Annotated in this window: 22 protein-coding genes; 13 read left to right on the top strand and 9 right to left on the bottom strand. The window is 66.6% G+C overall.

From position 1 onward, the window contains the following. Window position 1: 1 nt before the first annotated feature. Entirely contained in the window at window positions 2-3460 is a 3459-nt protein-coding gene (gene dnaE / locus AC2D9V_RS04820; protein WP_484712890.1) for a DNA polymerase III subunit alpha, read from the bottom strand. 266 nt (window positions 3461-3726) lie between these two features. Here dnaE and xdhA point away from each other — a divergent pair, with 266 nt between their 5' ends. The 11 genes from xdhA (at window position 3727) to AC2D9V_RS04765 (ending at window position 16437) form a co-directional block, all read left to right on the top strand. After that, complete coding sequence (xdhA, locus tag AC2D9V_RS04815) at window positions 3727-5133, top strand: xanthine dehydrogenase small subunit (RefSeq protein WP_484712889.1); 1407 nt, start codon at window positions 3727-3729, stop codon at window positions 5131-5133. Continuing rightward, window positions 5130-7463 carry a xanthine dehydrogenase molybdopterin binding subunit gene (gene xdhB, locus AC2D9V_RS04810; protein ID WP_484712888.1) on the top strand — a complete coding sequence of 778 codons (2334 nt, stop codon included), beginning with the start codon at window positions 5130-5132 and terminating at the stop codon, window positions 7461-7463. The genes xdhA and xdhB overlap by 4 nt, the downstream gene beginning before the upstream one ends. Further along, entirely contained in the window at window positions 7456-8376 is a 921-nt protein-coding gene (gene xdhC, locus AC2D9V_RS04805) for a xanthine dehydrogenase accessory protein XdhC (protein WP_484712887.1), read from the top strand. Before xdhB ends, xdhC begins: the two co-directional genes overlap by 8 nt. Then, window positions 8373-9905, top strand: coding sequence for an ABC transporter ATP-binding protein (locus AC2D9V_RS04800; protein ID WP_484712886.1), 1533 nt, complete (start codon window positions 8373-8375; stop codon window positions 9903-9905). The genes xdhC and AC2D9V_RS04800 overlap by 4 nt, the downstream gene beginning before the upstream one ends. A gap of 65 nt (window positions 9906-9970) precedes the next feature. After that, window positions 9971-11050, top strand: coding sequence for an ABC transporter permease (locus tag AC2D9V_RS04795; RefSeq protein ID WP_484712885.1), 1080 nt, complete (start codon window positions 9971-9973; stop codon window positions 11048-11050). A gap of 1 nt (window position 11051) precedes the next feature. Next, window positions 11052-11984, top strand: coding sequence for an ABC transporter permease (locus AC2D9V_RS04790; protein ID WP_484712884.1), 933 nt, complete (start codon window positions 11052-11054; stop codon window positions 11982-11984). 52 nt (window positions 11985-12036) lie between these two features. Then, entirely contained in the window at window positions 12037-13125 is a 1089-nt protein-coding gene (locus AC2D9V_RS04785; protein WP_484712883.1) for a BMP family ABC transporter substrate-binding protein, read from the top strand. Window positions 13126-13241: 116 nt separating this feature from the next. After that, window positions 13242-13964 carry a hypothetical protein gene (locus AC2D9V_RS04780; protein WP_484712882.1) on the top strand — a complete coding sequence of 241 codons (723 nt, stop codon included), beginning with the start codon at window positions 13242-13244 and terminating at the stop codon, window positions 13962-13964. Window positions 13965-14086: 122 nt separating this feature from the next. After that, window positions 14087-15163, top strand: coding sequence for an NAD(P)/FAD-dependent oxidoreductase (locus AC2D9V_RS04775; RefSeq protein ID WP_484712881.1), 1077 nt, complete (start codon window positions 14087-14089; stop codon window positions 15161-15163). Window positions 15164-15224: 61 nt separating this feature from the next. After that, a complete protein-coding gene (locus AC2D9V_RS04770; protein ID WP_484712880.1) occupies window positions 15225-15578 on the top strand; it encodes a carboxymuconolactone decarboxylase family protein in 354 nt (117 codons plus the stop codon). Window positions 15579-15645: 67 nt separating this feature from the next. After that, complete coding sequence (locus AC2D9V_RS04765; protein ID WP_484712879.1) at window positions 15646-16437, top strand: glycoside hydrolase family 25 protein; 792 nt, start codon at window positions 15646-15648, stop codon at window positions 16435-16437. Here the strand turns inward: AC2D9V_RS04765 and AC2D9V_RS04760 are convergent. From AC2D9V_RS04760 to AC2D9V_RS04750, 3 genes are all read right to left on the bottom strand, one after another. Then, entirely contained in the window at window positions 16434-16748 is a 315-nt protein-coding gene (locus AC2D9V_RS04760) for a hypothetical protein (protein ID WP_484712878.1), read from the bottom strand. The genes AC2D9V_RS04765 and AC2D9V_RS04760 overlap by 4 nt on opposite strands. A 62-nt stretch (window positions 16749-16810) precedes the next feature. Continuing rightward, complete coding sequence (locus AC2D9V_RS04755; RefSeq protein WP_484712877.1) at window positions 16811-17002, bottom strand: hypothetical protein; 192 nt, start codon at window positions 17000-17002, stop codon at window positions 16811-16813. Window positions 17003-17241: 239 nt separating this feature from the next. Beyond that, entirely contained in the window at window positions 17242-19740 is a 2499-nt protein-coding gene (locus AC2D9V_RS04750) for a GcvT family protein (protein ID WP_484712876.1), read from the bottom strand. A gap of 238 nt (window positions 19741-19978) precedes the next feature. Between AC2D9V_RS04750 and speB the strand changes: the two genes are divergently transcribed. Beyond that, window positions 19979-20950 (top strand): agmatinase, encoded by a 972-nt coding sequence (speB, locus tag AC2D9V_RS04745; RefSeq protein ID WP_484712875.1) that lies wholly within the window; start codon window positions 19979-19981, stop codon window positions 20948-20950. 28 nt (window positions 20951-20978) lie between these two features. On the opposite strand, the gene AC2D9V_RS04740 is transcribed toward speB, so the two are convergent. The 4 genes from AC2D9V_RS04740 to AC2D9V_RS04725 form a co-directional block, all read right to left on the bottom strand. Continuing rightward, complete coding sequence (locus tag AC2D9V_RS04740) at window positions 20979-21941, bottom strand: hypothetical protein (protein ID WP_484712874.1); 963 nt, start codon at window positions 21939-21941, stop codon at window positions 20979-20981. Window positions 21942-22028: 87 nt separating this feature from the next. Beyond that, a complete protein-coding gene (locus AC2D9V_RS04735; protein WP_484713410.1) occupies window positions 22029-22811 on the bottom strand; it encodes a metal ABC transporter permease in 783 nt (260 codons plus the stop codon). Beyond that, window positions 22804-23589 carry an ATP-binding cassette domain-containing protein gene (locus AC2D9V_RS04730; protein ID WP_484712873.1) on the bottom strand — a complete coding sequence of 262 codons (786 nt, stop codon included), beginning with the start codon at window positions 23587-23589 and terminating at the stop codon, window positions 22804-22806. Before AC2D9V_RS04730 ends, AC2D9V_RS04735 begins: the two co-directional genes overlap by 8 nt. Continuing rightward, window positions 23586-24083 carry a Fur family transcriptional regulator gene (locus tag AC2D9V_RS04725; RefSeq protein ID WP_484712872.1) on the bottom strand — a complete coding sequence of 166 codons (498 nt, stop codon included), beginning with the start codon at window positions 24081-24083 and terminating at the stop codon, window positions 23586-23588. The genes AC2D9V_RS04730 and AC2D9V_RS04725 overlap by 4 nt, the downstream gene beginning before the upstream one ends. A 66-nt stretch (window positions 24084-24149) precedes the next feature. Here AC2D9V_RS04725 and AC2D9V_RS04720 point away from each other — a divergent pair, with 66 nt between their 5' ends. Then, window positions 24150-25124: a zinc ABC transporter substrate-binding protein gene (locus tag AC2D9V_RS04720; RefSeq protein WP_484712871.1), complete on the top strand. Its 975-nt coding sequence runs from the start codon at window positions 24150-24152 to the stop codon at window positions 25122-25124. A gap of 6 nt (window positions 25125-25130) precedes the next feature. Here AC2D9V_RS04720 and AC2D9V_RS04715 read toward each other — a convergent pair whose 3' ends face one another. Further along, on the bottom strand, window positions 25131-26324 hold the full coding sequence (locus AC2D9V_RS04715; RefSeq protein ID WP_484712870.1) for a lytic murein transglycosylase: 1194 nt from the start codon (window positions 26322-26324) through the stop codon (window positions 25131-25133). Window positions 26325-26395 lie beyond the last annotated feature (71 nt).

Raw genomic sequence — 26395 nt, 5'->3', positions numbered from 1 at the left:
GTTACATCTCTTCGACCGCTACAACGCCGCGCATGGCCTTGATCGCGCCCTTGATCTGCGGGGTCACCGGGTATTGCTCTGGCAGGTCGATGTCGATCTCGCGGCCATCGGGGGAAGTCACGCACAGTGTGACCTGCGCGCGGGTCCGGCCTTCGACCTTTGCCAGAAGCGAAGCCAGCGACGGCACCGCCTCGGTCCCCGACAGATGCACGCGGATCGGCCGGGCCCCGGCCTGCGAGGCAACCGTGTCGATCGGCGTGACGGCCTGGGCCAGCAGCTTCAGGCTCTCGCCTTCCAGTTCCGCCTTGACCGTCAGAACAACGTTGCGTCCCGGCTCCAGATGCTCGCGCGAGGTTTCGAGAACCTCGGAAAAGCAGGTGACCTCGTAAAGCCCGGTCGGGTCCGACAGCTGGACGAAGGCAAAGCGGTTCCCCCGCGCCGACTTCCGCTCCTGCCGGGCCGAGACCGAGCCTGCCAGCCTGGCGATGCACGGTCCGCGTTCCGCCCGGGCGGTCACCTGCGCCAGCGTCTCCACGTCCTTGCGGCGCAGTGCGGCCATGTAGTCGTCCAGCGGATGGCCCGACAGGTAGAAGCCCACTGCCTGGTGTTCCTGGGCAAGGCGTTCCACGGGAAGCCAGTCGTCGCGGAACGGCAGGCGCGGTTCCGGGATGTCGGCTCCACTTGCCCCGAATAGCGAATTCTGGGCCGAGGCGGCAGCCTCATGCAGCGCGGCGGACCATGCGACCAGTGGATCCAGCGCCTCGAACACCCGGGCGCGGTTGGGCTCAAGCGCATCGAAGGCCCCGGCACGGGCCAGCATCTCCAGCGGGCGCTTGCCGATCCGCTTCAGGTCCACACGGCGCGCGAAGTCGAAAAGCGAGGCGAAGGGTCTGTCAGCCCCGTCCTTCTGCCGGGCCTGAACGATCATCTGCATCGCATCGACGCCGACGTTCTTCAGCGCCCCCAGACCATAGACGATGGCCCCGTCGCGCACCGTGAACGTCGCAAGCGAGGCGTTGACGCAAGGGGCGATCGTCTGCAGGTCCAGCTTGTCCACCTCGCGCTTGTAGACCGCCAGCTTGTCGGTCAGGTGGATATCGCAGTTCATCACCGCGGCCATGAACTCGGCCGGGTAGTTGGCCTTCAGGTAGGCCGTCTGGTAGCTGACCACCGCATAGGCCGCCGCGTGCGACTTGTTGAAGCCGTAGTTGGCGAACTTTTCCAGCAGGTCGAAAACCTCGCCTGCCTTGGCCGCTGGAATGCCGTGGGTCGCCTTGGCGCCTTCGATGAACTTCGGGCGTTCGCGGGCCATCTCTTCGGGGTTCTTCTTCCCCATCGCGCGGCGCAGAAGGTCGGCCCCGCCAAGGCTGTAGCCCGCCATGACCTGGGCGATCTGCATCACCTGTTCCTGATAGACAATGATGCCTTGAGTCTCGGCCAGGATGTGGTCGATCGTCGGATGGATCGACTCCCGCTCACGCAGGCCGTTCTTCACCTCGCAATAAGCCGGGATGTTCTCCATCGGGCCGGGGCGGTAGAGCGCCACAAGTGCCACGATATCCTCGATGCAGGTCGGCTTCATCCGGCGAAGCGCGTCCATCATCCCCGAACTTTCGACCTGGAAGACCGCGACCGTCTTGGCGCTGGCGTAAAGGTCGTAGGACGGCTTGTCGTCAAGGGGGATCAGGTTGATGTCGAAGGCTATGCCCCGCAACTTCAGAAGGTCCATCGCGTTCTGGATCACGGTCAGGGTCTTCAGGCCCAGGAAGTCGAATTTCACCAGCCCCGCGGCTTCAACCCACTTCATGTTGAACTGCGTGGCTGGCATGTCCGACCGCGGGTCGCGGTAGAGAGGGACCAGCTGGTCGAGGGGGCGGTCGCCGATCACCACCCCGGCCGCGTGGGTGGACGCGTTGCGATAAAGCCCCTCGATCTCTTTGGCATAGTCAAGAAGGCGGCCCACGACCTCTTCCTTCGCGGCCTCGCGCAGGCGTGGCTCGTCTGCCAGTGCCTTGGTGATGCTGACCGGTTTCACCCCCTCGACCGGGATCATCTTCGACAGCTTGTCTACCTGGCCGTAAGACAGCTGCAACACGCGACCGACGTCGCGCACGGCGGCCTTCGAAAGCAGCGCGCCGAAGGTGATGATCTGCGCCACCCGATCCCGGCCATAGCGGTCCTGCACGTAGGAAATCACCTCTTCCCGGCGGTCCATGCAGAAGTCGATGTCGAAGTCCGGCATCGAGACCCGTTCGGGGTTCAGGAACCGTTCGAAGAGGAGCGCATAGCGCAGGGGGTCAAGATCAGTGATCGTCAGCGCATAGGCGACAAGTGACCCAGCCCCCGACCCGCGCCCCGGCCCAACGGGGATACCATGTTCCTTCGCCCATTTGATGAAATCGGCCACAATCAGGAAATAGCCGGGGAACCCCATCTTCTCGATCACGTCCAGCTCGAAATCCAGCCGCGCCTGGTATTCCTCTGGCGTCGCGGAATGCGGGATGACCTTCAGCCGCGCCTGCAGGCCTTCGTTCGCCTGCCTGCGCAGCTCCTGCACCTCGTCATCGGCAAACCGCGGCAGGATCGGCTTGCGCTTCGTCGCGGCAAAAGCGCAGCGCCGGGCGATTTCCACAGTATTCTCCAAAGCCTCTGGCAGGTCGGCAAAAAGGGCCGCCATCTCGGCTTCGGACTTGAAATAGTGCTGCGGCGTCAGGCGGCGGCGGGGCTGGCTCTGGTCGACATAGGCGCCCTCGGCGATGCAGATTAGGGCGTCATGGGCCTCGTACATCTCGGCCTTGGGAAAGTAGACGTCATTCGTCGCGACCAGCGGCAGGGCCATGTCATAAGCCAGCTTCACCGCGCCACGCTCGGCCAGCGCCTCGGTTTCCGAAAGCTGCCCGCCCGGACCGGGATGGCGCTGCAACTCGACATATAGCCGCTGGGGATAGATCGCCGCCAGCCGCTCAAGGATCGCGCAGGCCTTCGCGTGCTGGCCCGCGGCATGGAACCGGCCCAGCGGGCCTTCGGGGCCGCCGGTCAGGCAGATCAGCCCATCGGCATGGCGTGCAAGTTCGTCCAGCGTCACCTGCGGCAGGTTGGCGGTCCCGGTCATCGCCCCATCGATGTAAAGCCGCGTGTTCAGCTCCATCAGGTTGCGGTAGCCAGCCTCGTTCTGCGCCAGCAGCACGATCGGCGCGGGAACCCGGGGGCGCTCGCCAGGTTGTGCCGGATCATGCGCCAGCGCGATCTGACACCCGATGATCGGCTGCACCCCGGCGTCCTTGGCCAGGACCGAGAACTCCAGCGCCGCGAACATGTTGTTGGTATCGGTCACCGCCACTGCCGGCATGCCGGAGGACTTGCACAGCTCGACCAGCTTCTTCACCGGCACCGCGCCTTCCAGAAGCGAGTGTTCGGTATGGGTGCGCAGGTGGATGAATCGGGGATCGGCGCCGGGCATGGCACCCAGACTAGTGGCGCCGCGCGCCGGATTCCAGCGGCTTCGGGCGGCCGGTTCCCCTGCCGATCAATCGCCCTGTTTTTCGGCAAAACACGAAACTGCTTCCTGCTTTTTGAAGAAGGTAGGTCTTGCCATGTGGCAAAGCCCGGCGCTTCATGGTTTGCAGAAAAGAAGGGCAAGAAGCCCAGGGGCGCGTGGCCCGCTTTACGCCGCATCGGGCGGCCACGTAAGGTGCCTCGAACGGGGAGAAGGCGGCGGGTTTTGGAATGGCCGAGGTTGCGTTTCTCTTGAACGGAACGCCGGTCCGTGTCGCGGGGGAAAGCCCGACACGGACCCTTCTCGACTGGCTGCGCGAAACGCGCGGGCTTTCGGGCACCAAGGAAGGATGCAACGAGGGTGACTGCGGCGCCTGCACCGTCATGGTCACTGATGAAAGCGGCAGCCGAGCGCTGAACGCCTGCATCCTTTTCCTGCCCCAGCTCCACGGCAAGGCGGTCCGGACGGTCGAGGGGATCTCCGGTCCCGATGGCAGCCTGCACCCGGTGCAGGAGGCGATGGTCGCCCATCATGGCTCGCAATGCGGTTTCTGCACGCCGGGTTTCGTCGTTTCGATGGCCGTGGCGCATCTGAATGGTGCAACCGACCATGACGACCAGCTTGCGGGCAATCTCTGCCGCTGCACCGGATATGCCCCCATCGTGCGGGCAGCCAAGGCGGCGGAAAGCGCGCCCGTTCCGGACTGGATGACTACGGACAGGGACTTCCTTTCTGCACAAATATCCTCTGGGGGTCCGGGGGGCGAAGCGCCCCCGGCTCCCAGCGTCTTCAGCCCGCGCGACAGCGATGAACTGGCGGACTGGTATCTCGCCAACCCCGACGCCACCCTGATCGCCGGGGCAACCGACGTGGGCCTCTGGGTGACAAAGCAGCTGCGCGACCTCAAGCCTGTCGCCTTCCTGAATGGCGTTTCGGACCTGAAAAGGATCGAGGCGCGCGGCGGCCAGCTGCATGTCGGCGCCTGCGTCACCATCGCCGCCCTGCGCGCGGCGATGACCGACCGCCTGCCCTCGTTCGCCGAGCTTCTGCGCCGCTACGCCTCGGAACAGGTGCGCAACGCCGCGACCATCGGTGGCAACATCGCCAACGGCTCGCCCATCGGCGACGGCCCGCCCGCGCTGATAGCGCTTGGCGCGACCCTGCACCTCCGGCGCGGCGATGAGATGCGGTCGCTGCCGTTGGAAGACTTCTTCCTCGACTACCGCAAGCAGGACCGCCGTCCGGGCGAGTTCGTCGCAGGCATCTCCTTCCCCGATACCGCCCCCGCCTTGCGCTGCTACAAGATCTCCAAGCGCTTCGACCAGGATATCTCGGCGGTCTGCGGCTGTTTCAACGTGACGGTCGAGGATGGCCGCGTGACAGCAGCCCGCATCGCCTTCGGCGGCATGGCCGGGGTGCCGAAACGGGCCACCAAGGCCGAGGCGGCGCTGGTCGGGCAAGACTGGACCCTGGCAACAGTCGAGGCGGCGGCAGAGGCCATGGCCGGGGATTTCACCCCCCTCAGCGACATGCGCGCCTCGGCCGGATACCGGATGCAGGTCGCGCAAAACCTCCTCCGCCGCTACTTCCACGACCTGCAGAGCACTGCCGTCTCGGTCCTCGAGGTTCAGCCATGAGCATCGGCAAGCCCCTGCCGCATGACGCGGCCCCGCTGCATGTGACCGGCCAGGCCCGCTACATTGACGATCTGCCCCTGCCGGCGGATGCCCTGCACCTTGCCTTCGGCCTGTCCTCCGTCGCGCATGGCGAGATCACGGCGCTCGACCTTTCCGCCGTCCGTGCCGCCCCCGGCGTAGTCGCGGTCCTGTCGGCCGAAGACCTGCCCGACATGCCCGATTGCAGCCCGTCCGCGCATGACGAACCCCTCCTCGCGGTGGGCAAGGTTCACTATGTCGGCCAGCCCGTCTTCCTCGTCATCGCCGAAAGCCACCTCGCCGCCCGCAAGGCCTCGCGCTTGGGCAAAGTGACCTACCGTGAGCTTCCTGCGCTCCTGACCGTCGACGATGCGCTCGCCGCGAACAGCCGGTTCGAACAGGGTCCGGTCGTCTGGCAGAAGGGCGATGCCTCCGGGGCCATCGCCAAGGCGCCACAGGTGGTCGAGGGGACGTTCGAGGTTGGCGGGCAGGAGCACTTCTACCTTGAAGGGCAGGTCGCGGCGGCGATCCCGCAGGAAGGCGGCGACATGATCGTCCATTCCTCGACCCAGCACCCGACCGAAGTCCAGCACAAGGTCGCCCACGCGCTTCACACGGCCATGAGTGCCGTCCGCGTCGAGGTGCGCCGGATGGGCGGCGGCTTCGGCGGCAAGGAAAGCCAGGGGAACGCGCTCGCCATCGCCTGCGCCATAGCGGCCCGGCGGCTGGGCCGGCCGGCCCGCATGCGCTATGACCGCGACGATGACATGATGATCACCGGCAAGCGGCATGACCTGCGCATCCGCTACCGCGCCGGGGTGGATGCCGAGGGTCGCATCCTGGGGCTTGAGTTCACCCATCTCTTCCGCTGCGGCTGGAGCCAGGACCTCTCGCTGCCCGTCGCCGACCGAGCGATGCTCCATGCCGACAACTGCTATCACCTGCCGAACATCCGCATCGAAAGCCACCGGCTCAAGACAAACACCCAAAGCGCCACTGCCTTCCGGGGCTTCGGCGGACCGCAGGGCATGGTCGGGGTCGAGCGGGTGATGGACCATGTGGCCTTTGCGCTTGGTCGCGATCCGCTTGAGGTGCGCAAGGTCAACTTCTACGCCCCGGCCGGGTCCAGGCCTGCGCAGTCGACACCTTACCACATGCCGGTCGAGGATTTCATCGGGCAGGACCTAGTGGCCGAGCTGGAGCGGTCCAGCGACTTCGCAGCCCGTAAGGCAGAGATTGCCGACTGGAACGCGAAAAGTCCGATCCTCAAGCGCGGGATTGCCCTGACGCCGGTGAAGTTCGGGATCAGCTTCACCCTCACCTGGCTGAACCAGGCGGGTGCTCTGGTGCACGTCTACCAGGACGGTTCCATCGCGCTGAACCACGGCGGGACCGAGATGGGGCAGGGCCTCTTCCAGAAGGTCGCGCAGGTGACGGCCTCGGTCTTCGGGCTTGATGCCGGGATGGTCAAGATCACTGCCACGGACACGGCGAAAGTCCCGAACACCAGCGCCACGGCAGCCTCCTCCGGGTCGGACCTGAACGGCATGGCGGCGAAGGCGGCGGCCGAAACGATCAAGGCACGCCTGGCCGACTTCATTGCCGAAAAGCACCAGGTGAAACCGTCGGCGGTGAAATTCGCCGATGGCACGGTGCGCGTGGCGGGCGAGGTCTACCCTTGGGACAAGGTCGTCGCCTGGGCCTACCAGGCGCGGGTCTCGCTCTCCTCGACCGGCTTCTACGCGACGCCGAAGATCGTCTGGGACCGGGTGCGCGGCACCGGGCGGCCGTTCTACTACTTCGCCTATGGCGCTGCGGTGACCGAGGTGGTGATCGACCGGCTGACCGGCGAGAACCGCATCCTTCGCGCAGACATCCTGCACGACACGGGAACCAGCCTGAACCCGGCCATCGACATCGGCCAGGTCGAGGGCGCCTATGTCCAGGGTGCAGGCTGGCTCACGACCGAGGAACTGGTCTGGGACGGCAAGGGGCGCCTCGCGACCCACGCGCCCTCGACCTACAAGATTCCGGCCTGTTCGGATCGCCCGCCGGTCTTCAACGTGGCGCTGTGGGGGAAGCCCAACCGCGAGGATGCGGTTGGCAAGTCGAAGGCGGTGGGAGAACCCCCCTTCATGCTGGGAATCTCCGCTTTCATGGCGTTGTCGAATGCCATCGCGGCCTGTGGGGATGGGTCGGTCTACCCCGCACTCGATGCGCCCGCGACGGCCGAGCGGGTGCTGGCCGCCGTGCGCCGCGTTGAAGCCGGGCACGATTTGTCGGCGAATAACCGGGGGTTTGGCGATGCTTGACCTTCAGGCGCTTTCGCTTGCCCTTGCGACCCATGGCCGGGTCGCCCGCGTCGTGATCGCCGGGGTCGAAGGGTCCTCCCCGCGTGAGATCGGGGCCTCGATGCTCGTCTGGGCCGAAGGCCAATCCGGCACCATCGGCGGCGGTGCCCTGGAGTTCGAGGCAGCGGCGAAGGCGCGGGCGCTGCTTGCTTCAGGTGGCAGGTCGGTCGACCGCATCGCCCTTGGCCCCTCGCTCGGCCAGTGCTGCGGCGGAGCGGTGACGCTCTGGACCGAAGTGCATGACGTCCTCCCGGAAGCGAGCGACGGCATGGTCGCGCGGGGTCCGGGCGAGGTGCCGCTCGCCGTCAAGCGCATCCTCGCGGCAGCTCGCGGGCAGGGGCAGCGGCCCGCAACCGCCCTCGTGCAGGGCTGGCTGGTGGAACCCGTCGCGGAACCGACGCGGCAGGTCTGGATCTGGGGCGCGGGGCATGTCGGGCGGGCGCTGGTCTCGGTCCTTGCCCCCCTGCCCGGCATCGCGCTGACCTGGGTCGACGTGGCGCCTGACCGCTTCCCCGCCGAGGTTCCGCAAGGCGTAACAGCGGTGCCAGCCGCGGACCCGGCCCTTCTTGCCGACCACGCCCCGCTTGAGGCGGAGCATCTGATCCTCACCTTCAGCCACGCCCTGGACCTCGCGCTGTGCCATCGGCTTCTCACCCATGGCTTCCGGTCCTGCGGGTTGATCGGCTCGGCGACCAAGTGGGCGCGCTTCCGGTCGCGGCTGAAGGCCTTGGGCCATGACCCGGCATCGGTCGGACGCATCCGCTGCCCGATAGGCGACCCGGCCCTGGGCAAGCACCCGCAGGCCATCGCGGTTGGAGTGGCGGCAGAACTGTTGAAGGCGCCAAAGGCGGCGGCACGGGAGAAACGGGCATGACCACCACGCGGCCGGAACTGCTACGCGTCGAGGGGATCACCAAGGCCTATCCCGGCGTGGTGGCGAATTCCGACGTCAGCTTCGCGATCTCGGCGGGCGAGATTCACGCCCTTCTGGGGGAAAACGGTGCCGGCAAGTCGACCATGGTCAAGATGATCTACGGCCTCGTCCGTCCCGACAGCGGCACTATGACGTTTCGCGGCACCCCCTACCAGCCGGCGAAACCGGCCGAGGCGCGGCGGTCGGGCGTCGCCATGGTCTTCCAGCACTTCAGCCTTTTCGAGGCACTGAACGTGGCCGAGAACGTGGCCCTCGGCATGGAAAACCCGCCCCCGATGCGCGAACTTGCAGCCCGCATCCGGGCGGTCAGCGAGGAATACGGCCTGCCGCTCGACCCCTCCCGAATGGTCGGCGATCTTTCCGCAGGGGAACGGCAAAGGGTCGAGATCATCCGCTGCCTCCTGCAGGACCCGAAGCTTCTCATCATGGACGAGCCGACCTCGGTTCTGACCCCGCAAGAGGTCGAAATCCTGTTCAAGACGCTGCGGCAGCTTTCGGCCGAGGGCACCGCGATCCTCTACATCAGCCACAAGCTGGAAGAGATCCGGGCGCTCTGCGACGAGGCGACGATCCTGCGGCGCGGCAAAGTCGTCGCGACCTGCACCCCCCGTGACCGCACCGCGCGCGAGATGGCGGAACTGATGGTCGGCGCCAGCCTCAAGACGCCCGAGCGGCGGCAGGGCCAGAAGGGCGAGGTCGCCCTTGGAGTCAGTGACCTGTCGGTCGCCTCGCCAATTCCCTTCGGAACCGCGCTGAAGAACGTCAGCTTCACCGTGGCAAGGGGCGAAGTGCTGGGGATCGCCGGGGTCGCAGGGAATGGACAGGACGAACTTCTGCTTGCACTGTCAGGAGAGTTGCGGGCCCATGCGGACAAGGTGCGGATTGCCGGCCAGCCGGTGGGCGATCTTGGTCCCGTGGACCGGCGCAAGGCGGGGCTGGTGGCGGCACCCGAGGATCGCTACGGCCATGCCGCTGCCCCGGACATGAGCCTTGTCGAGAACGCATTCCTCACGGCGGGCGTCCGCAAGGGCCTGACGAAGAACGGGTTCGTCGACTGGGCGGGCACCAAGCGCTTCGCCGAAGAGATCATCAAGGCCTATGACGTCCGCACCCCCGGCCCCGACGTGGCGGCCCGCGCGCTTTCGGGCGGCAACCTGCAGAAGTTCCTGATGGGCCGAGAACTGATGCAGGGGGCATCGGTCATCGTCATCAACCAGCCGACCTGGGGCGTCGATGCGGCGGCGGCGGCAGCGATCCGGCAGCAGATCCTCGACCGCGCGGGCGAAGGTGCGGCGGTGGTGGTGATCAGCCAGGACCTCGACGAACTTCTGGAAGTGGCCGACAGCTTTGCCGTGCTGAACGAGGGGCGCCTGACCAGGCCCCGCCCGACCGAGGGGCTGACGATGGACGAGATCGGGCTGATGATGGGCGGCGCCCATGGCATGGAGGTCGCGCATCATGCAGGCTGATCGCGCACGATTTTTCTGCGAAAAATCAGATCCTTCGCAGAAGGATCATGCAACGGGGATGTCCCATGCTGAGGCTTGAGAAACGCCCCACCCCAAGCCGCTTCTGGCTCTACGCCACGCCGCCGGTTGCCGTGATCCTGACCATGATCGCTGGCGGCATCCTTTTTGCCGCGATGGGCAAGAACCCGGTCGAGGTGATCCGCACCATCTTCTGGGACCCCCTCTTCGGCGAGTTCGCCTTCTACCTGCGCGGCCAGCTTCTGGTGAAGGCGGGGCCGCTGATCCTTATCGCCATCGGCCTTGCCCTCGGCTTCCGCGCGGGGATCTGGAACATCGGCGCCGAAGGCCAGTACATCATGGGCGCGGTGATCGGCGCGGCCGTGGGCCTAGCGGTCTTTCCGACCGAAAGCCGCTGGATCTTCCCCGCCATGGTCATCGCCGGGGCATTCGGCGGCTGGGCCTGGGCGATGATCCCGGCGATCCTGAAGACCCGCTTCAACACCAACGAGATCCTCGTCTCGCTGATGCTCGTCTATGTAGCCGAGACGATCCTCGCCAAGGCCGCGACCGGGTTCCTCAAGAACCCCGAAGGCATGGGTTTCCCCGGCAGCCGCAACTTCTCCAGCTACCCTGCCGCGCAGAACGCGTTCCTCTACGAACCCCTCGGCCTGCATTGGGGCGGCGTCGCGGCTTTCGTGACCGCCATCCTCGCCTACATCCTGCTTACCCGCCACCAGGCAGGCTTCCAGATCAAGCTGGCCGGTCAGGCCCCCCGCGCCGCCCGGTTCCACGGCGTGTCGCCCGCGCGTCTGGTGGTCCTGTGCATGGGCCTCTCCGGGGCGCTGGCCGGGATGGCCGGCCTCTTCGAGGTCACAGGCCCCGCAGGCCAGATCACCATCGACTTTAACACCGGCTACGGCTTCACCGCGATCATCGTCGCCTTCCTCGGCCGGCTGAACCCCCTGGGCATCGTGCTTGCGGGCTTCATCATGGCGCTGACCTATGTGGGGGGCGAGATGGCCTCGACCCAGCTTGGCCTCCCCGATGCGGCGATCCAGGTCTTCCAGGGGATGCTCCTTTTCTTCCTCCTCGCGGTGGACGTGCTGACGAACTACCGTTTCCGGCTGGCTGTGGGGGCGCACTGACATGGATCTTGGCGGCATCAACCCGGTCATCTTGATCGCCACGCTCATGGCCTCGGCCGTGCCGATCCTTCTTGCGGCACTGGGCGAGACTGTGGTCGAACGTGCGGGGGTCCTGAACCTGGGCGTCGAGGGGATGATGGTCGTGGGCGCGCTGGGTGGCTTCGTCGTCGCGGTCGCGACCGGAAGCCCTGTCCTCGGCTTTATGGGAGGCATCGTGGCGGGGGCGCTTCTCAGCCTGGTCTTCGCTCTGCTGACTCAGGTGTTCCTTGCGAACCAGGTCGCCACCGGCCTTGCGCTCACGCTCTTCGGCCTTGGCCTCTCCAGCCTCGGCGGGCAGGGCTATAACGGGGTCAAGCCACCCGCGACCGGGCAGCTTCTGCCCGATGCGCTGGCCGACCTGCCTGTGGTAGGGCCGATCCTCTTCGGGCATGACTGGGTGGTCTACTTCAGCCTTGTGATGGTCGCGGTCATCTGGTGGGTGCTGAAATCCACCCGCATCGGCCTCATCATCCGGGCCGTCGGCGAAAGCCACGATGCGGCCCACGCCCTTGGCTACAAGGTCAACCGAATCCGCCTCCTGTGCATTGCCTTCGGCGGCGCTATGGCCGGAATGGGCGGGGCTTACCTCAGCCTTGTCCGGGTGCCGCAATGGGTGGATGGGATCACCGCCGGGGCCGGGTGGATCGCCCTTGCCATCGTGGTCTTCGCCAGCTGGAAGCCCTGGCGCGTCCTGATCGGTGCCTACCTTTTCGGCGGCATCACCGTCCTGCAGCTGAACCTGCAGGTGGCCGGCTCGGCCATTCCGGTCGAGTACTTGTCCATGGCACCCTATCTGATAACGATCATCGTGCTGGTCATCATCTCGGCGGGCAAGTCGGGCAGGGCCAATGGGGCCCCGGCTTCGCTGGGTCAGAACTTTCATGCCTCACGCTAGGGGCGCAAAACCGCAGGGCGGAACGCGCCCTGCCACCACGGGGAGAAGTGAAATGAAACGCAGAAATCTGCTGGCAACCGCCGCGATGGGGCTGATGCTCGCCAGCGGCGGCGCCTTCGCGCAGGGCATGGACAAGGTGAAGGCCTGCTTCGTCTACGTCGGCCCGATCGGCGACGGCGGTTGGACCTACCAGCACCACCAGGGCGCGCTGGCCGTGCAGGAACAGTTCGGCGACAAGGTCGAGATTCAGTATCAGGAAAACGTGCCGGAGGGTGCTGACGCCGAACGCGTGCTGACCCAGATGGCACTGGGCGGCTGCAACATCATCTTCACCACCTCCTTCGGCTACATGGATGCGACCAACGCCGTCGCCGCCAAGTTCCCCGACGTGAAGTTCGAACACGCCACCGGCTACAAGCGCGAGCATCCGAACGTCTCGACCTACAACGCCCGCTTCTATGAAGGCCGCGCAGTGCAGGGCCATATCGCGGGCAAGATGACGAAGTCGAACAAGATCGGCTACATCGCGTCCTTCCCGATCCCTGAGGTGGTGATGGGGATCAACAGCTACTACCTGCACGCCAAGAAGGCGAACCCGGACGTCGAACTCAGCGTCGTCTGGGCCTTCACCTGGTTCGACCCGGCGAAAGAGGCTGATGCCGCCAAGGCGCTGATCGACCAGGGCGTCGACGTGATCGCCTCGCATACCGACTCGACCGCTCCTCTCGCCGAGGCTGCCAAGACCAACGGCGCGGTGATCGGTTTCGGCCAGGCATCCGACATGGCGGCCTACAAACCCTCGCCCCGCGTCTCGTCGATCATCGACAACTGGGCGCCCTACTACGTGAAGCGCGTTCAGGCGCTGATGGACGGCTCCTACGCCCAGGCCGACGCCTGGGAAGGCATCGCCGGCGGTGAGGTCGAAATCGGCGAAATCACCGAGGCGGTTCCCGCCGAGGTGAAGGCCGAGGCCGAAGCGATGCGTGACGCGATCGCGGCGGGCACCTACCACCCGTTCACCGGCCCGATCAACAAGCAGGACGGCAGCCCCTGGCTCGCCGACGGCGCAGTGGCGCCCGATGGCGATCTTCTGGGCATGAACTTCTACGTCGAAGGCATTGTCGGCGACATTCCGAAGTAAGCCTGCCCGTCCGTGGCGATCCATCGCCCCGGCTGAAACCGGCAAGAAAGATGACGCGGCGATCGGACCCCCGGTCGCCGCGTTTGCCCAACCGGGCCCGGCAAAGAGGATGATGCATGACCGACGCCACCCTGGTCGATCTCAGAACGCTCCGGACAGGGGTCATCAACCTCGCCTTCCAGAACCGCCGCCGGCACCGCGCCCGGAACGCCCTGACCGCGCTTGGCCTCGACTTCAGCTTCATCGACGGAATCGCCGACAAGCCGCGCCACCTCGGCTGCAGCCAAAGCCACCTGAAGGCCATCGAGACGATGCGCGCGGGCGGCACCCCCTTCATGGTGCTGGAGGATGACGCCATCCCCACCCCCTTCTACACGTCGCAAGTCGAAATCCCCGCCGGCGTGGACCTCCTCTACCTCGGCCACTCACCCTATGGCTGGTCGCGCGCTCTGAACGGCACGCCCGAGATCACCGGGCACCTCTCGGACAAGCACCTGCGCGTGCATTCCATGCTTGCCGCCCATGCGATCATCTATGTGACCGAGGCAGGCGTCGATGCGGTCGCCGCCTCTATCCGAAGGTCGATCTCCGGCGACCGGCCAGAGCGGCACGATATCGGCCTGTGCGATCTCCAGCAGACATTGGACGTGCAGGCGACGATCCGGCCCTACTTCTGCCAGTCGAGCGAAGTGCAGGGCGCGGCCAAGCGCGACCTCCGGAAGGACCTTGAGGATTTTGTCTCGACCCCCCGCGCCGTGGGCGACGTTGTGCAATTGGCCGACCGGCGGCTTCTGGTGGCAGAGACCCCTGCTGGCCGACTGGAGTTCAGGCAGGACTAGCGGTTTCCTGAAGATGCACGGCGTTGTCCGCGCTGTCGCCCCCGCACCTTGCGGCGTGCCCGTTTCCGCCCCGCCCAAGGCCCCCCTTTCCCCTCCGCGAACCGCATGGCACTAATCGCCCCATGATGCATGATTTCCTGATCGTCGGCGGCGGGATCGCCGGAATATCTGCCGCAGCGCGGCTCTCCGAACTGGGCTCGGTCGTCCTCCTCGAGGCCGAAGATACGCTGGCCCACCACGCCTCAAGCCGCTCTGCCGCGCTTTATGAACCGCGCTATGGCGCGCCGGCGGTTGTCGGGCTGTCGATGGCCTCGGGCGACTACTTCCGGTCGGTGCCCGGTGTCCTGTCCCCGCGCGGGCTGATGCTGGTGGCCAAGGCCGACGCGGGCGAAGCCTTCGAGCATGACCTTCACGCGATGGAATTCGACCAGATCAGCGTCGACGAGGCCCGCACCATCGTGCCGATCCTGAACCCAGAGACAATTGCGATGGCGGGCTATGCCTCGCATGCGGAAGATGTGGATACCGACCTCCTGATCCAGGGTTTCGCGCGTGAAGCGCGGGGCCGTGGCGCGCAGATCGTGACGAAGGCAAAGGTCACCGCCATCCGCAAGGACGGCGCGGGCTGGCAGGTGTCATCCTCCGCCGGGGAATTCACCGCCCGCCAGATCGTGAACGCCGCCGGCCCCTGGGTCGACCAGGTGGCCGCCATGGCAGGCGTCCGGCCCCTCGGCTTCACGCCCTACCGCCGCTCGATGGCACGGATCCCCGCACCGGGCGGGCATGACGTCGGCCGCTGGCCGATGATGTTCGGCCCGGGCGAGGACTGGTACGCCAAACCCGACGCCGGCGCACTGATCGTTAGCCCCGCCGAAGAAGACCTGATGGAGCCGCATGACGCCTGGGCCGATGACATGGTTCTGGCCGAGGGCCTCGCGCGCTATGAAGAGATGGTCACCGAACCCGTGACCCGCCTTATCTCAAGCTGGGCGGGCCTGCGCACCTTCTCGCCCGACCGCGTGCTCGTCATCGGGCGCGACTTGCGCGAGCCTTCCTTTTTCTGGCTGGCGGGGCAGGGCGGCTATGGCTTTCAGACCTGCCCGGCGGCCAGCCGGCTTGCTGCAGACCTGATCGGCGAACGGACGCCCGAACTCAATGCCGGTCTGGTGGCCGCGCTGTCGCCCGCACGCTTCGGTTGACCTGGGTCAAGGCCCGGCAAGGGGGCGGGTGGCATCAGGGGGGCAGCGATGGGAGAACCCGATGTCCGACACGCCCTACACCGACAAGATCGCCGAAATGCGCCGCGAGTTGCGCGGCCTGAACGCCCTGGTCCCCGAAACCGCCAAAGGCTTCGGTGCGCTGTCCAAGGGCGTCAAGGACCACGGGCCCCTTGGCCTGAAGGAAAAGGAATTCATCGCCCTCGGCATGTCTGTAGTCCTCCGCTGTGAGCCTTGCATCAACTTTCATGTCGAGGCGCTGATGAAGGCCGGCGCCAGTCGCGAGGAACTGGGGGACGTGCTGGCCATGGCGGTCCAGATGGGCGGCGGACCGGGGCTGATGTATGCCGGCCACGCGCTCGCCTGCTGGGACGAACTCGCCGCCCGCGCCGGATAGTCGGGTCTCCGCTCAAGCCTGCACTTCGCGCGTGACAGGCACCCGGACTCGCGGCAGCATCGCGCCCATGATCCGGCTTTTGCCTCTCGCGCTTGTCATGGCTCTCACCGCCTGCGGCGGTGCCCCGCGTGACGCGGCCTCCCCCGGCCCTGCCGATACCGTCACCGTCACCACCTCGAACTTCACCGATGCTGACCCGACCGACTGGCCCGGTCACTCGCCCGACCGCTACCCGGTGCACGGGATCGACCTCTCCCGCTTCCAGACCGCGGTCGACTGGCCGACCGCCCGCGCCAACGGCGTGAACTTCGCCTTCATCAAGGCCACCGAAGGCGGCGACATGGTTGACCCGATGTTCAAGGATCACTGGCGCGGGGCCGGTGCTGCGGGCGTGAAACGCGGTGCGTACCACTTCTTCTACCACTGCCGCCCGGCGGCAGAACAGGCACGCTGGTTCATCCGCCATGTGCCGAAGGTCCGGGGCGAACTCCCCCCGGTACTCGACATGGAATGGACTCCCTTCAGCCCCACCTGCACCATCCGCCGCGACGGTGCGACCATCCGGGATGAGGCGCGCATCTTCATGGACATCGTCGGCCGCCACTACGGCCAAGCGCCCATCATCTACACGACCGTAGACTTCTTTGAGGATACCGAGCTTTGGCGGCTTCAGGGGGTCGAGTTCTGGCTGCGCGCGGTCGCCGACCACCCGCACAGCGTCTATGACGGCAAGCCGTGGCGGTTCTGGCAATACACTTCGACGGGGCTGATCCCCGGGATCGACGGCAAGGTCGACATCAACGTCTTCGGCGGGTCCAAGGCCGCCTGGGCCGACTGGTTGAACGCACGGTCGCTCTAGCGCCCGCGCCATTCGCGCCAGCGCCGCAGCCAGCGTTGCCCGGTGCGGCGGCTGCGGATCATCGCACCCGAGATCGGACCCCGCAGATGCGGCAGGTCGATTGCCAGCAAGAGTAGCCCCGCAGGCAGCATCCAAAGGCCGAACAGGGGCAGGAACCACAGCAAACCGCCCGCCGTAAGCAGCAGCGCCAGCGGAAAGCGGACCGGAAACCAGCTCCCCCGCCGCAGATGCGAGATCGGCCCCCGCAGCGGCGGGACAAGACGCTCAAGCGCCAGGAACTGACGGTGAAACCTGCGCTCGCGCCGTGTCATGCCCATCCCCTCTCAGCCGAGAGGATCGCGCAACGATGCTACAGGATCACGACGGGTCTGGCCTATTCCTGCTTGCGCGACTTGCGCCACCGACGGACCAGCCGGCGGATGGCGACACGGACGCGGATGACAAAGGCCGAGATTGGCCCGCGCAGGAACGGAAGGTCAACCGCCAGAAGAAGCAGACCGAGCGGCAGCATCCAGGCGCCCAGGACCGGCAGGAACGAGAACACCCCACCCGCGATCAAAAGCAAGGCCAGGGGCAATCGCACCGGCAGCCAGCGGTTGCTCTGCAGCCGAGCGAACACACCTTTCGAGCCCGGGACCATCCGCTCCAAAGCGTCAAACTGTCGTCGAAACCTACGCTCGCGCCGTGTCATTTCGTCCCATCCATCGGTGACAGATGGCAATGGCTCGGCACCGGGTCAAGCGGGCCGTGCAGACCCGGCCCGGTTTCGCGGAAGAACGCCGACCCGGTGACCGTCCTGACTGATCAGCCGTCCACGCGAATGCGGGCGTTCGTGGGGTCGAAGGGGCTGTCTTCGGTCACCACGGCGTCCCATTCCTTCAGCTGGATTTTCACCTTCAGCTTCTGGCCCGGCTCGGCCAGCGCGGCGGGAACATAACCCATGCCGATCTGCTTGCCGAAGGCGACCGAATAGCCGCCCGAGGTCAGGCGCCCGACCTTGATGCCGTCATGGAGGATGGCCTCCTTCCCCCAGGGGTCGGTGTCCGACGGCCCGTCGATCAGGAGCGTGACGCATTTTGCCCGGATGCCGGTCTCCAGCATCTTCGCCTTGCCCCGGAAGTCCTTCGTGAGGTCCACGAAGCGATCCAACGCTGCCTCCAGCGGCGTCGCGTCGCGGCCAAGCTCGCTGCCGAAAGCGCGGTAGCTCTTTTCCTGCCGCAGCCAGTTCTGGGCCCGCGCCCCGACGCCTTTCAGCCCGTGCTTCTCGCCCACCGACCAGATCAGGTCCCAGAGGTAGCGGCCGAACTCGATGGGATAATGCAGTTCCCAGCCAAGTTCTCCGGTATAGGCCACACGGACGGCCCGGACGGGGCACATCCCCAGTTCGATGTCGCGGTAGCTGAGCCACGGGAAGCGCTTGTTGCCAAAGACCGTGTCCGGGTCGGCGTCCTTCACGATGTCTTTCAGCAGCGCGCGGGAGTTCGGGCCGGCCAGCGCATAGACGCCCCATTGGGTGGTGACGTCATGGATGTCGATGTAACCCTTGCCTTCGGCCATCCAGTCATCCGCGCATTTCTGCAGGAAATCATAGTCATAGGCCGTCCAGGCCCCGGCGGAGATCAGGTAGTATTCGTCCTGCTTCAGCCGGACGATGGTGTATTCGGTCCGCGTCGTGCCGTGGTCGGTGAGCGCGTAGGTCAGGTTGATCCGCCCCACGTTAGGCAGCTTGTTGCAGGTAAAGTGGTCAAGGAAAGCCGTGGCTCCCGGCCCGCGCACCAGGTGCTTGGTGAAGGCGCTTGCGTCGATGATGCCCACGGTGTTGCGCACCGCTTCGGCCTCGGCCTTGGCATAGGGCCACCAGGTGCCACGGCGGAAGCTGCGGCCGTTGTGGTCGAAGTCGGCGGGCGCATCCTTCGGACCATAGTAGTTCGGGCGTTCCCAGCCGTTCACCTGCCCGAACTGCGCCCCCATTTCCTTCTGCCGGTCAAAGGCGGGCGCGGTGCGCAGGGGGCGGCAGGCTTCGCGTTCCTCATCCGGGTGGTGCAGGATGAAGACGTGGTCATAGCATTCCTCGTTCTTCCGGGAGGCGTATTCCGTCGTCATCCAGCCACCGAAGCGCTTGGGGTCGAGGGAGGCCATGTCGATCTCGGCCTCGCCTTCGGTCATCATCTGGGCGAGGTAGTAACCCGTGCCGCCCGCTGCCGTGATGCCGAACGAAAAGCCTTCCGCCAGCCACATGTTCCGCAGCCCCGGCGCGGGACCGACCAGCGGGTTCCCGTCCGGCGTATAGCAGATCGGGCCGTTGTAGTCGTCCTTCAGGCCCACAGTTTCCGAAGACGGAATCCGGTGGATGAAGGACATGTATTCCTGCTCGATCCGTTCGAGGTCGAGCGGGAAGAGGTCGGCGCGGAAGCTGTCGGGGACGCCGTACTGGAAGCGGGCCGGGGCGCCCTTCTCATATGGGCCAAGGATCCAACCGCCGCGTTCCTCGCGGACGTACCACTTCGCGTCGGCGTCGCGGAGGACAGGGTGCTGCGGGTTGGTCTTGCGCCATTCGACAAGGGCCGGGTCGGGCTCGGTCACGATGTATTGGTGCTCGACGACGACGGCGGGGGTCTTGATGCCCAGAAGCTTCGCGGTGCGCTGGGCGTGGTTGCCGGTGGCGGTGACGACGTGTTCGGCGGTGATGTCGAACTTGTCGTCCGTGGCGATCAGCATCCCGCCCTTGTCCTCAAGCCGGGTGCAAGAGACGATCCATTCGCTCCCCGTCCAGCGGTACCCGTCGACCTGGATCTTCCGCTCGATCGTCGCGCCCAGCTGCCGGGCACCCTTGGCCATCGCCTGCGTCACGTCCGCCGGATTGATGTAGCCGTCCTGCGGGTGGTAAAGCGCGCCGATCAGGTCCTCGGTCCGCACCAGCGGCCAGCGGTCCTTGATCTCTTTCGGCGTCAGGAACTCATGGTAGACCCCGGCCGTTTCGGCGACCGACGAATACAGCATGTATTCGTCCATCCGGTCCTGCTTCTGCGCCATCCGCAGGTTGCCGACGACGTAGAAGCCGGGGTTCAGCCCCGTCTCGGCCTCCAGCCCCTTGTAGAAATCGACCGAATACTTGTGGATATGGGTCGTCGCGTAGCTCATGTTGAACAGGGGGAGCAGCCCCGCCGCGTGCCAGGTCGACCCTGCGGTCAACTCGTCCCGCTCGACCAGCATAGTGTCCCAGCCGGCCTTCGTCAGATGATAGGCGATCCCGGTCCCAACCGCGCCGCCACCGACGACAAGGGCTTTCACATGGGTCTTCATCGCGGGGCCTCCGGGAAATGGTTTGCCCCTATCTGCCAGAGGCGCGCAAATGCGGACAAGTCCACCCGACCTTTGGCGTCAGAAAACGACATGGGGCCGTGTCGCTGAGAGATTCCGGCCCGGCCGGCGAGACGGGGTCCCGACGAGGAGACGAAGTTGCACGAGGAGGCGATCGATCAAGGCTTGCCGCGGTCATCGAACTGCGCAAGCTTCCGCCAGCAGAAACGGGAGGCACCACATGACCTTCAACCAACCCCTCGGCGGCAACGACATGCCCCGCTTCGGCGGTCCGGCCACGATGATGCGCTTGCCCGCTGCCACCAGTGCCGAAGGGCTGGACGTGGCCTTCATCGGCATCCCGATGGACCACGGCACCTCGAACCGCCCCGGAACCCGGCTCGGTCCGCGCCAGATCCGCGACGAATCGCGCATGCTCCGCCCCTACAACATGGCGACGGGCGCTGCGCCCTTCGACCACCTTCAGGTGGCAGACCTGGGCGATGTGGCGATCAACACCTTCGATCTGAAAAAGACCGTCGACATCATCACCGCGCATTACCGCCAGGTCCTGTCGCATGGGGTCATTCCCCTCACCCTCGGCGGCGACCATACGCTCACCTGGCCGATCCTGCGGGCGATCAAGGAACGCCACGGGCCGGTTGCCCTTATCCACATCGACGCCCATGCCGATATCAACGAGACGATGTTCGGCGAAACCGTCGCCCACGGCTGCCCCTTCCGCCGCGCTTGGGAGGACGGCTGCCTCACCAATGACAAGGTGTTCCAGATCGGCCTCCGCGGCACCGGCTACAGTCCCGAGGATTTCAACTGGGCGCGCGGGCAGGGCTGGACAGTCGTCCAGGCCGAGGAATGCTGGCACAAGTCGCTGACCGGCCTGATGCAGATCGTCCGCGACAAGATCGGCGATGCCCCGGTCTACATCAGCTATGACATCGACAGCCTCGATTCGGCCTTCGCGCCCGGCACCGGTACGGTGGAACCTGGCGGCCTCACCACCTGGCAGGCGCTCGAGATCGTCCGGGGCTGCGCGGGCCTGAACATCGTCGGCGGCGACCTGGTCGAGGTCTCGCCGCCCTTCGATCCCAGTGGCAACACTGCGCTGATCGGGGCGAACCTGCTTTACGAGATGCTCTGCGTCCTGCCGGGCGTGCCGCAGAACCCGTCGCGCTTTTCCGGCCTGACCTTTTGACCTGTTTATGGGTCCCGCTGGGCGGGCCTCAACCCCCGGTGCCGATGCTGCAGCGCTTGATGCCGCCCGCTTCGGTCTTGCATTCGGTCGTCAGGGGCCGCGCCTGTCCTTCCGGCGCAGCTTCGACCTCCGCCGCGGCCGCGAGCTCGGCCTTGGCGATTGCCCTCGCCTCGTCTGCCCGGGCGATGGCGTCGGCTCCCCGCGCGGCACGGTCGGCCTCGAAAGCGGCCCGGTCGTCATCGCTCAGCGCCGAGCCGACCACCATCACCGCGATCTCGCCCAGCCCGGGCTGGCGGTCAACGACGGCGGCGTTCATCGCCTGCACCGGCAGGGCCGCGAAGAAGGGCACAAGGTCTTCATCCGTCAACCGGCGCGAGGCCAGGACACGGATCCCGATCTGCGCGCCGACGCTGGCAGTGAAATAGCGGGCCCGCAACCCTTCGCCCAGGAACTCCTCGGTCACGTCCATTCCCCGCACGCTCAGGAACGGGCGCCCGCGCAACTCGGCCGCCTTGACCTGTGCCTCGTGGCGAAGGTCGGCCGCCGCCGGATCGGTGAAGATGCTATCGGGCAGTCGGACAATCTGGATGACGACCCGCCGTTCCCCGCGTTCGTAGGTCTGGATGGCCACCGTGGCCCCGGCCTCGGATTTTCCGCCCGCGACCGCCTTCACAAGCTCGATCCCGGCTGCGTCGCCCTCGCTGCCCGACCGCGGCAGGAAGCCGTCGACATCGCCCTCGGCCAGAGGTCGCGCCGTCCACCCTGTGGGTGCGGGCGGCAGCATCTTGCCGACGCCCGCGGCACGGGGTTCCGTCCGAAGCGATTCCGTCAGGTCTGCCAGCTTGTCTGGCACGGTTTCAAGATAGTCCCGGAAGCTTGGCGGTTCGGCCTCGGCGGCACTGGCTTCCTGAACCAACCTGTTGAAATCAAGAAACAAGATGCCTCCGGCGCCGATCAGCACCAGCACGAGGAACCCGAAAAGACGCAGCACGAACCACTCCTTTCATGCAACTTCAGAACAGGATATCGCGCAAGATTGGGGCAAGGTTCGGGCAAAGCGCGAAAAATCCGCTGCGCCCTATCCCCGCCTTGCCAGCATGCTTGCGGCAAAGATCGCGGCGGCCACCACGATGATCGACGGCCCGGTCGGCGTGTCCTGCCAAAGCGACAGCGCCAGTCCGCCCAGGGCCGACAGGGCACCGATGACCACCCCGAGGCCCGCCATCACTTCTGGCGTCCGCGCAAGGCTCCGTGCAGCGGCGGCCGGGATGATCAGCATCGCCGCGATCAGAAGCGCGCCCACGATCTTCAGCGCGACCGCCACCACCACCGCCAGCGCCACGACCAGCACCAGCCGCTCGCGGTCAGGGTTCAGCCCGGCGGCATGGGCCAGGTCCTCGCTCAGCGTCGTGGTCAGAAGCGCCTGCCAGCGCCAGGCCAAGAGGCCGAGCACCAGAAGCGACCCCAGCCAGACAAGCCCAAGCTCGGCCCGGCTGACCGCCAGAATGTCGCCGAAGAGATACGCCGACAGGTCCGTCCTGACCGTGGGAAAGAAGCTCACCGCCACCAGCCCGAAGGCCAGCGCCGAATGGGCGAGCACCCCAAGCGTCGTGTCCATCGCCCAGCCGCGCGCCGAAAGCCCGGCCACCGTGACTGCCATCGCCAGCGCCACGACCAGAGTGCCAAGACCGATCGGCAAGTCGGTCGCCAGCGCCAGCGCCACGCCAAGCACCGCGGCATGGGCCGTCGCATCCCCGAAATAGGCCATCCGCCGCCAGACCACGAAGGCCCCCAGCGGCCCGGTCGCAAGGCTGAGGCCGACCCCGGCAAGCCCCGCACGCACAAGGAAATCGTCAAGCATGGTCATGCTCGTGACGATGCCCATGCGCATGGCCGTGGTCATGTCCATGATGCAGATGGCCCTCGTCGCCCGTATGCTCGTGGTCATGCTCGTGCCGGTACAGCGCCAGCGCGCCTTGCGTGCCCAGCCCGAAGAGCGCCCGGTATTCCGGCGCGTTCGACACCACGCGCGGGGTGCCCTCGCAGCAGATATGCCCGTTCAGGCAGATCACCCGGTCGCTGGCCGCCATCACCACATGGAGGTCATGGCTTACCATCAGGATCGCCGCCCCGGTGTCGCGGCGGACGTCCTCGATCAGCCGGTAGAAGGCGGCCTCGCCCGGCTGGTCCAACCCTTGCGTCGGCTCGTCCAGCATCAGGACCTGCGGCTCGCCCAGAAGCGCCCGCGCCAGCAGGACGCGCTGCAATTGCCCGCCCGACAGCGCGATCATCTGGTCCTGCCCATGCCCCGCCATGCCGACACGCTCCAGCACCTCGGTCGCGGCCTTGTCCGTCACCCGCACCGGCAAGGACAGGAACCGGCGCACCGTGATCGGCATGGTCCGGTCCAGCTGCAGCCGCTGCGGCACATAGCCCAGCCGCAGGCCGGGCTGCCGCAGGATGCGCCCCTCGGCCAGCGGCAGGATGCCCAGAAGCGCTCGCACCAGTGTTGACTTCCCCGACCCGTTCGGCCCGAGGATCGTCACGATCTCACCGGCCGAAAGGCTCATGCTCACGTCATGCAGCACTTCGTTGCCGTCGAATCGGACGCAGATATGTTCGGCGGAAATCAGGCTCATGCTGCGGCCGCCTGGCAGGCCGGGCAGAGGCCGACCGCCTCGATGGTCGACCGCTCGACGATGAAGCCCACCTTTTCGGCTCCCGCTTCCAGCGCCTGCCTTGCAGGACCGGCATCTGCCTCGGCCACAGTCGAACAGACCCGGCAGATCAGGAAGGCCGGGGCATGGGCCTCTCCGGCATGGGTGCAGGCGGTAAAGGCGTTCAGCCGCTGGATGCGATGCGCAAGCCCATGCTCTACAAGGAATTCCAGCGCGCGATAGGCCACCGGCGGCTGATTGCCAAAACCTTCCGCCGCCAGCCGGCCAAGCACGTCATAGGCGCCAAGGGCCCGGTGGTCCTCCAGCAAAATCTCCAGCACCCGGCGCCGCACCGGCGTCAGCCGAGCCCCCGCCGCAGCAACCACCGCTTCGGCACGGGACAGCGCGTCAGACGCGCAATGGGCATGGTCATGCGTGGCAAAGGCCGGGTCGGCAGGGGAATGCACGGCGGACATGATCGGTCTTGACCTGTTATGATATCACATTCATATCCCTCTCCGAACTCAGAAGAGGTCCAAGCAATGCGTTATATCATCACTCTTGCCCTGACCACCACCCCGGCCCTCGCCGAAGTCCCCGAGGTCGTGACAGACATTCCGCCGGTGCAGGCGCTGGTGGCCGAAGTGATGGGCGATCTGGGCCAGCCGGTCCTCCTTCTGGAACGCGGCGCGGATGAACACGACTTCCAGCTTCGTCCAAGCCAGGCCGCTGTCGTCGCAGGGTCTGACCTTGTGGTCTGGATCGGGCCTGAGCTGACCCCTTGGCTGGAAGGCGCGCTCGAGACCCGCCCCGAGGGTTCCAGCGCCCTCGCTCTCCTTACCGCCGAGGGCACGATCACCCGCGACTATGCCGAAGGCGGCCATAATCACGCGCATGGCGACGAAGGCCACGACCATGACCACGGGCACGACCATGATCATGCCGAAGAAGGCCATGACCACGCCGAAAAGGGCCACGACCACGACCACGCGCATGACGGGACCGACCCCCATGCCTGGCTTGATCCTGGCAATGGGCGCATCTGGCTCGGCCTGATCGCCGACGAGCTTTCGCGGCTCGATCCCGCCAACGCCGCCACCTACGCCGCCAACGCGGCAGCCGCAGGCGAACGGATCGACGCGCTGGATGCCGAACTGACCGCGCTTCTGGCACCCGTGCAGGGCAAGCCCCTCGTCACCTTCCACGATGCCTATGGCTATTTCGGCGACCATTACGGGCTGACCTTCGCCGGCAGCATCACGCTCGGCGACGCCTCCTCGCCCGGCGCCAAGCGCCTTGCCGAACTGCGCGCCACGATGGAATCGGGTGAAGTCCTCTGCATCTTCCCCGAGGCCCAGCACGACACGGCCCTCGTCACCCAGATGGCCGATGGCACCGGGGCCCGGATCGGCGGCACGCTCGACCCGGTCGGCTCGACGCTGGAGCCCGGACCGGGCGCCTATGCGGCCCTCCTGCGCGGGATGGCGACCACGCTGGCCGATTGCGTTGCCGGCTGACGCCGGTCAGCGCAGGAGGTCCAGCACCTCAAGGCTCGGATAACCATCCGGCACCAGCCCGCGCGCCTTCTGGAAGGCCTTGACGGCGGCCACGGTCTTCGGACCCATCCGCCCGTCAACGCCCCCGGGATCGAACCCGGCCTTGCCCAGCCGGTCCTGCAATTCGCGCCGTTCCTCCAGCGTCAGCGCGCGCAGCTCTCTCGGCCAGCCCGACTGGATCGCCGGGCCGCCGCCCAGCCGGTCCGACAGGCTGCCGATCGCCACGACATAGGCATCCGCCGTGTTGTACTTCTCGATCACCTGGAAATTCGGCCAGATCAGGAAGGCCGCCCCCCGGTGACCGCCCGGCAACAGGATCGACCCCGGGCCATGGCCCGGCAGGTCCGCGCCGAAGACGGTCCGCACCCCCATCGCCTGCCACTCCGCGACCGGCTTCACCACCCGCTCGGTCGTCTGGTCGTAATCGAACCCCTCCGGCAGCCGCACCTCCACGCCCCAGGGCTGCCCCTTCGTCCAGCCCCAGTGCCGCAGGTAGTTCGCGGCCGAGGCCAGCGCGTCCGCCGGATCATCCCCCCAGAGGTTCCGCTTACCGTCGCCATCGAAATCGACAGCGAACCTTTCCCAGCTCGACGGCATGAACTGCGTATGCCCGCTCGCCCCGGCCCAACTGCCGACAAACCGCTCCACATGCCCGCCCTCGACGATCCGCAGCGCGGCAATCAGCTCAGCCTCGAAGAACGCCCCCCGCCGCCCCTCATAGGCCAGCGTGGCCAGCGACCCAAGCACCGGCAGGTCGCCCCGATAGCTGCCATAGGCGCTTTCCAGCCCCCAGACCGCCGCGACGACCTCCTTCTCGACGCCGTATTCGGCCTCGATCCGTTCCAGAAGGTCGCGGTGCCCCTCGATCGCCTTCAGCCCCAGTGCCACCCTGTCCTCAGACACCGCCGTGTCGAGGTAAGCCCAGATCGTCTTCGAAAACTCGTTCTGGTTCCGGTCGCGCTCCACGACCTTCGGGTTGAACTCCACGCCGCGCAACGCCGCATCGAAGGTTGCTGCCGGGATGCCCGCCTCCAGCGCCCGGGCGCGGAACCCGGCAAGCCATTCCTCCAACCCGGCCTGAGAGCCCATCTTCTCCTCCACTCCCGCCACAGGATCGGGCAGGATCGTCTGCGCCTGTCCCGCACCGGCCAACAACACCATCAGCAGACCGGCAAACGCCCGCAGTTGACTCAAATCTGCGCTTCCTTTCTGCACAAATATCCCACGGGGGG

Source organism: Tabrizicola sp. T46 (assembly GCF_057219895.1).
Note: the sequence above shows the minus strand (reverse complement) of the source record. Positions and strands in the feature narration are given on the sequence as shown.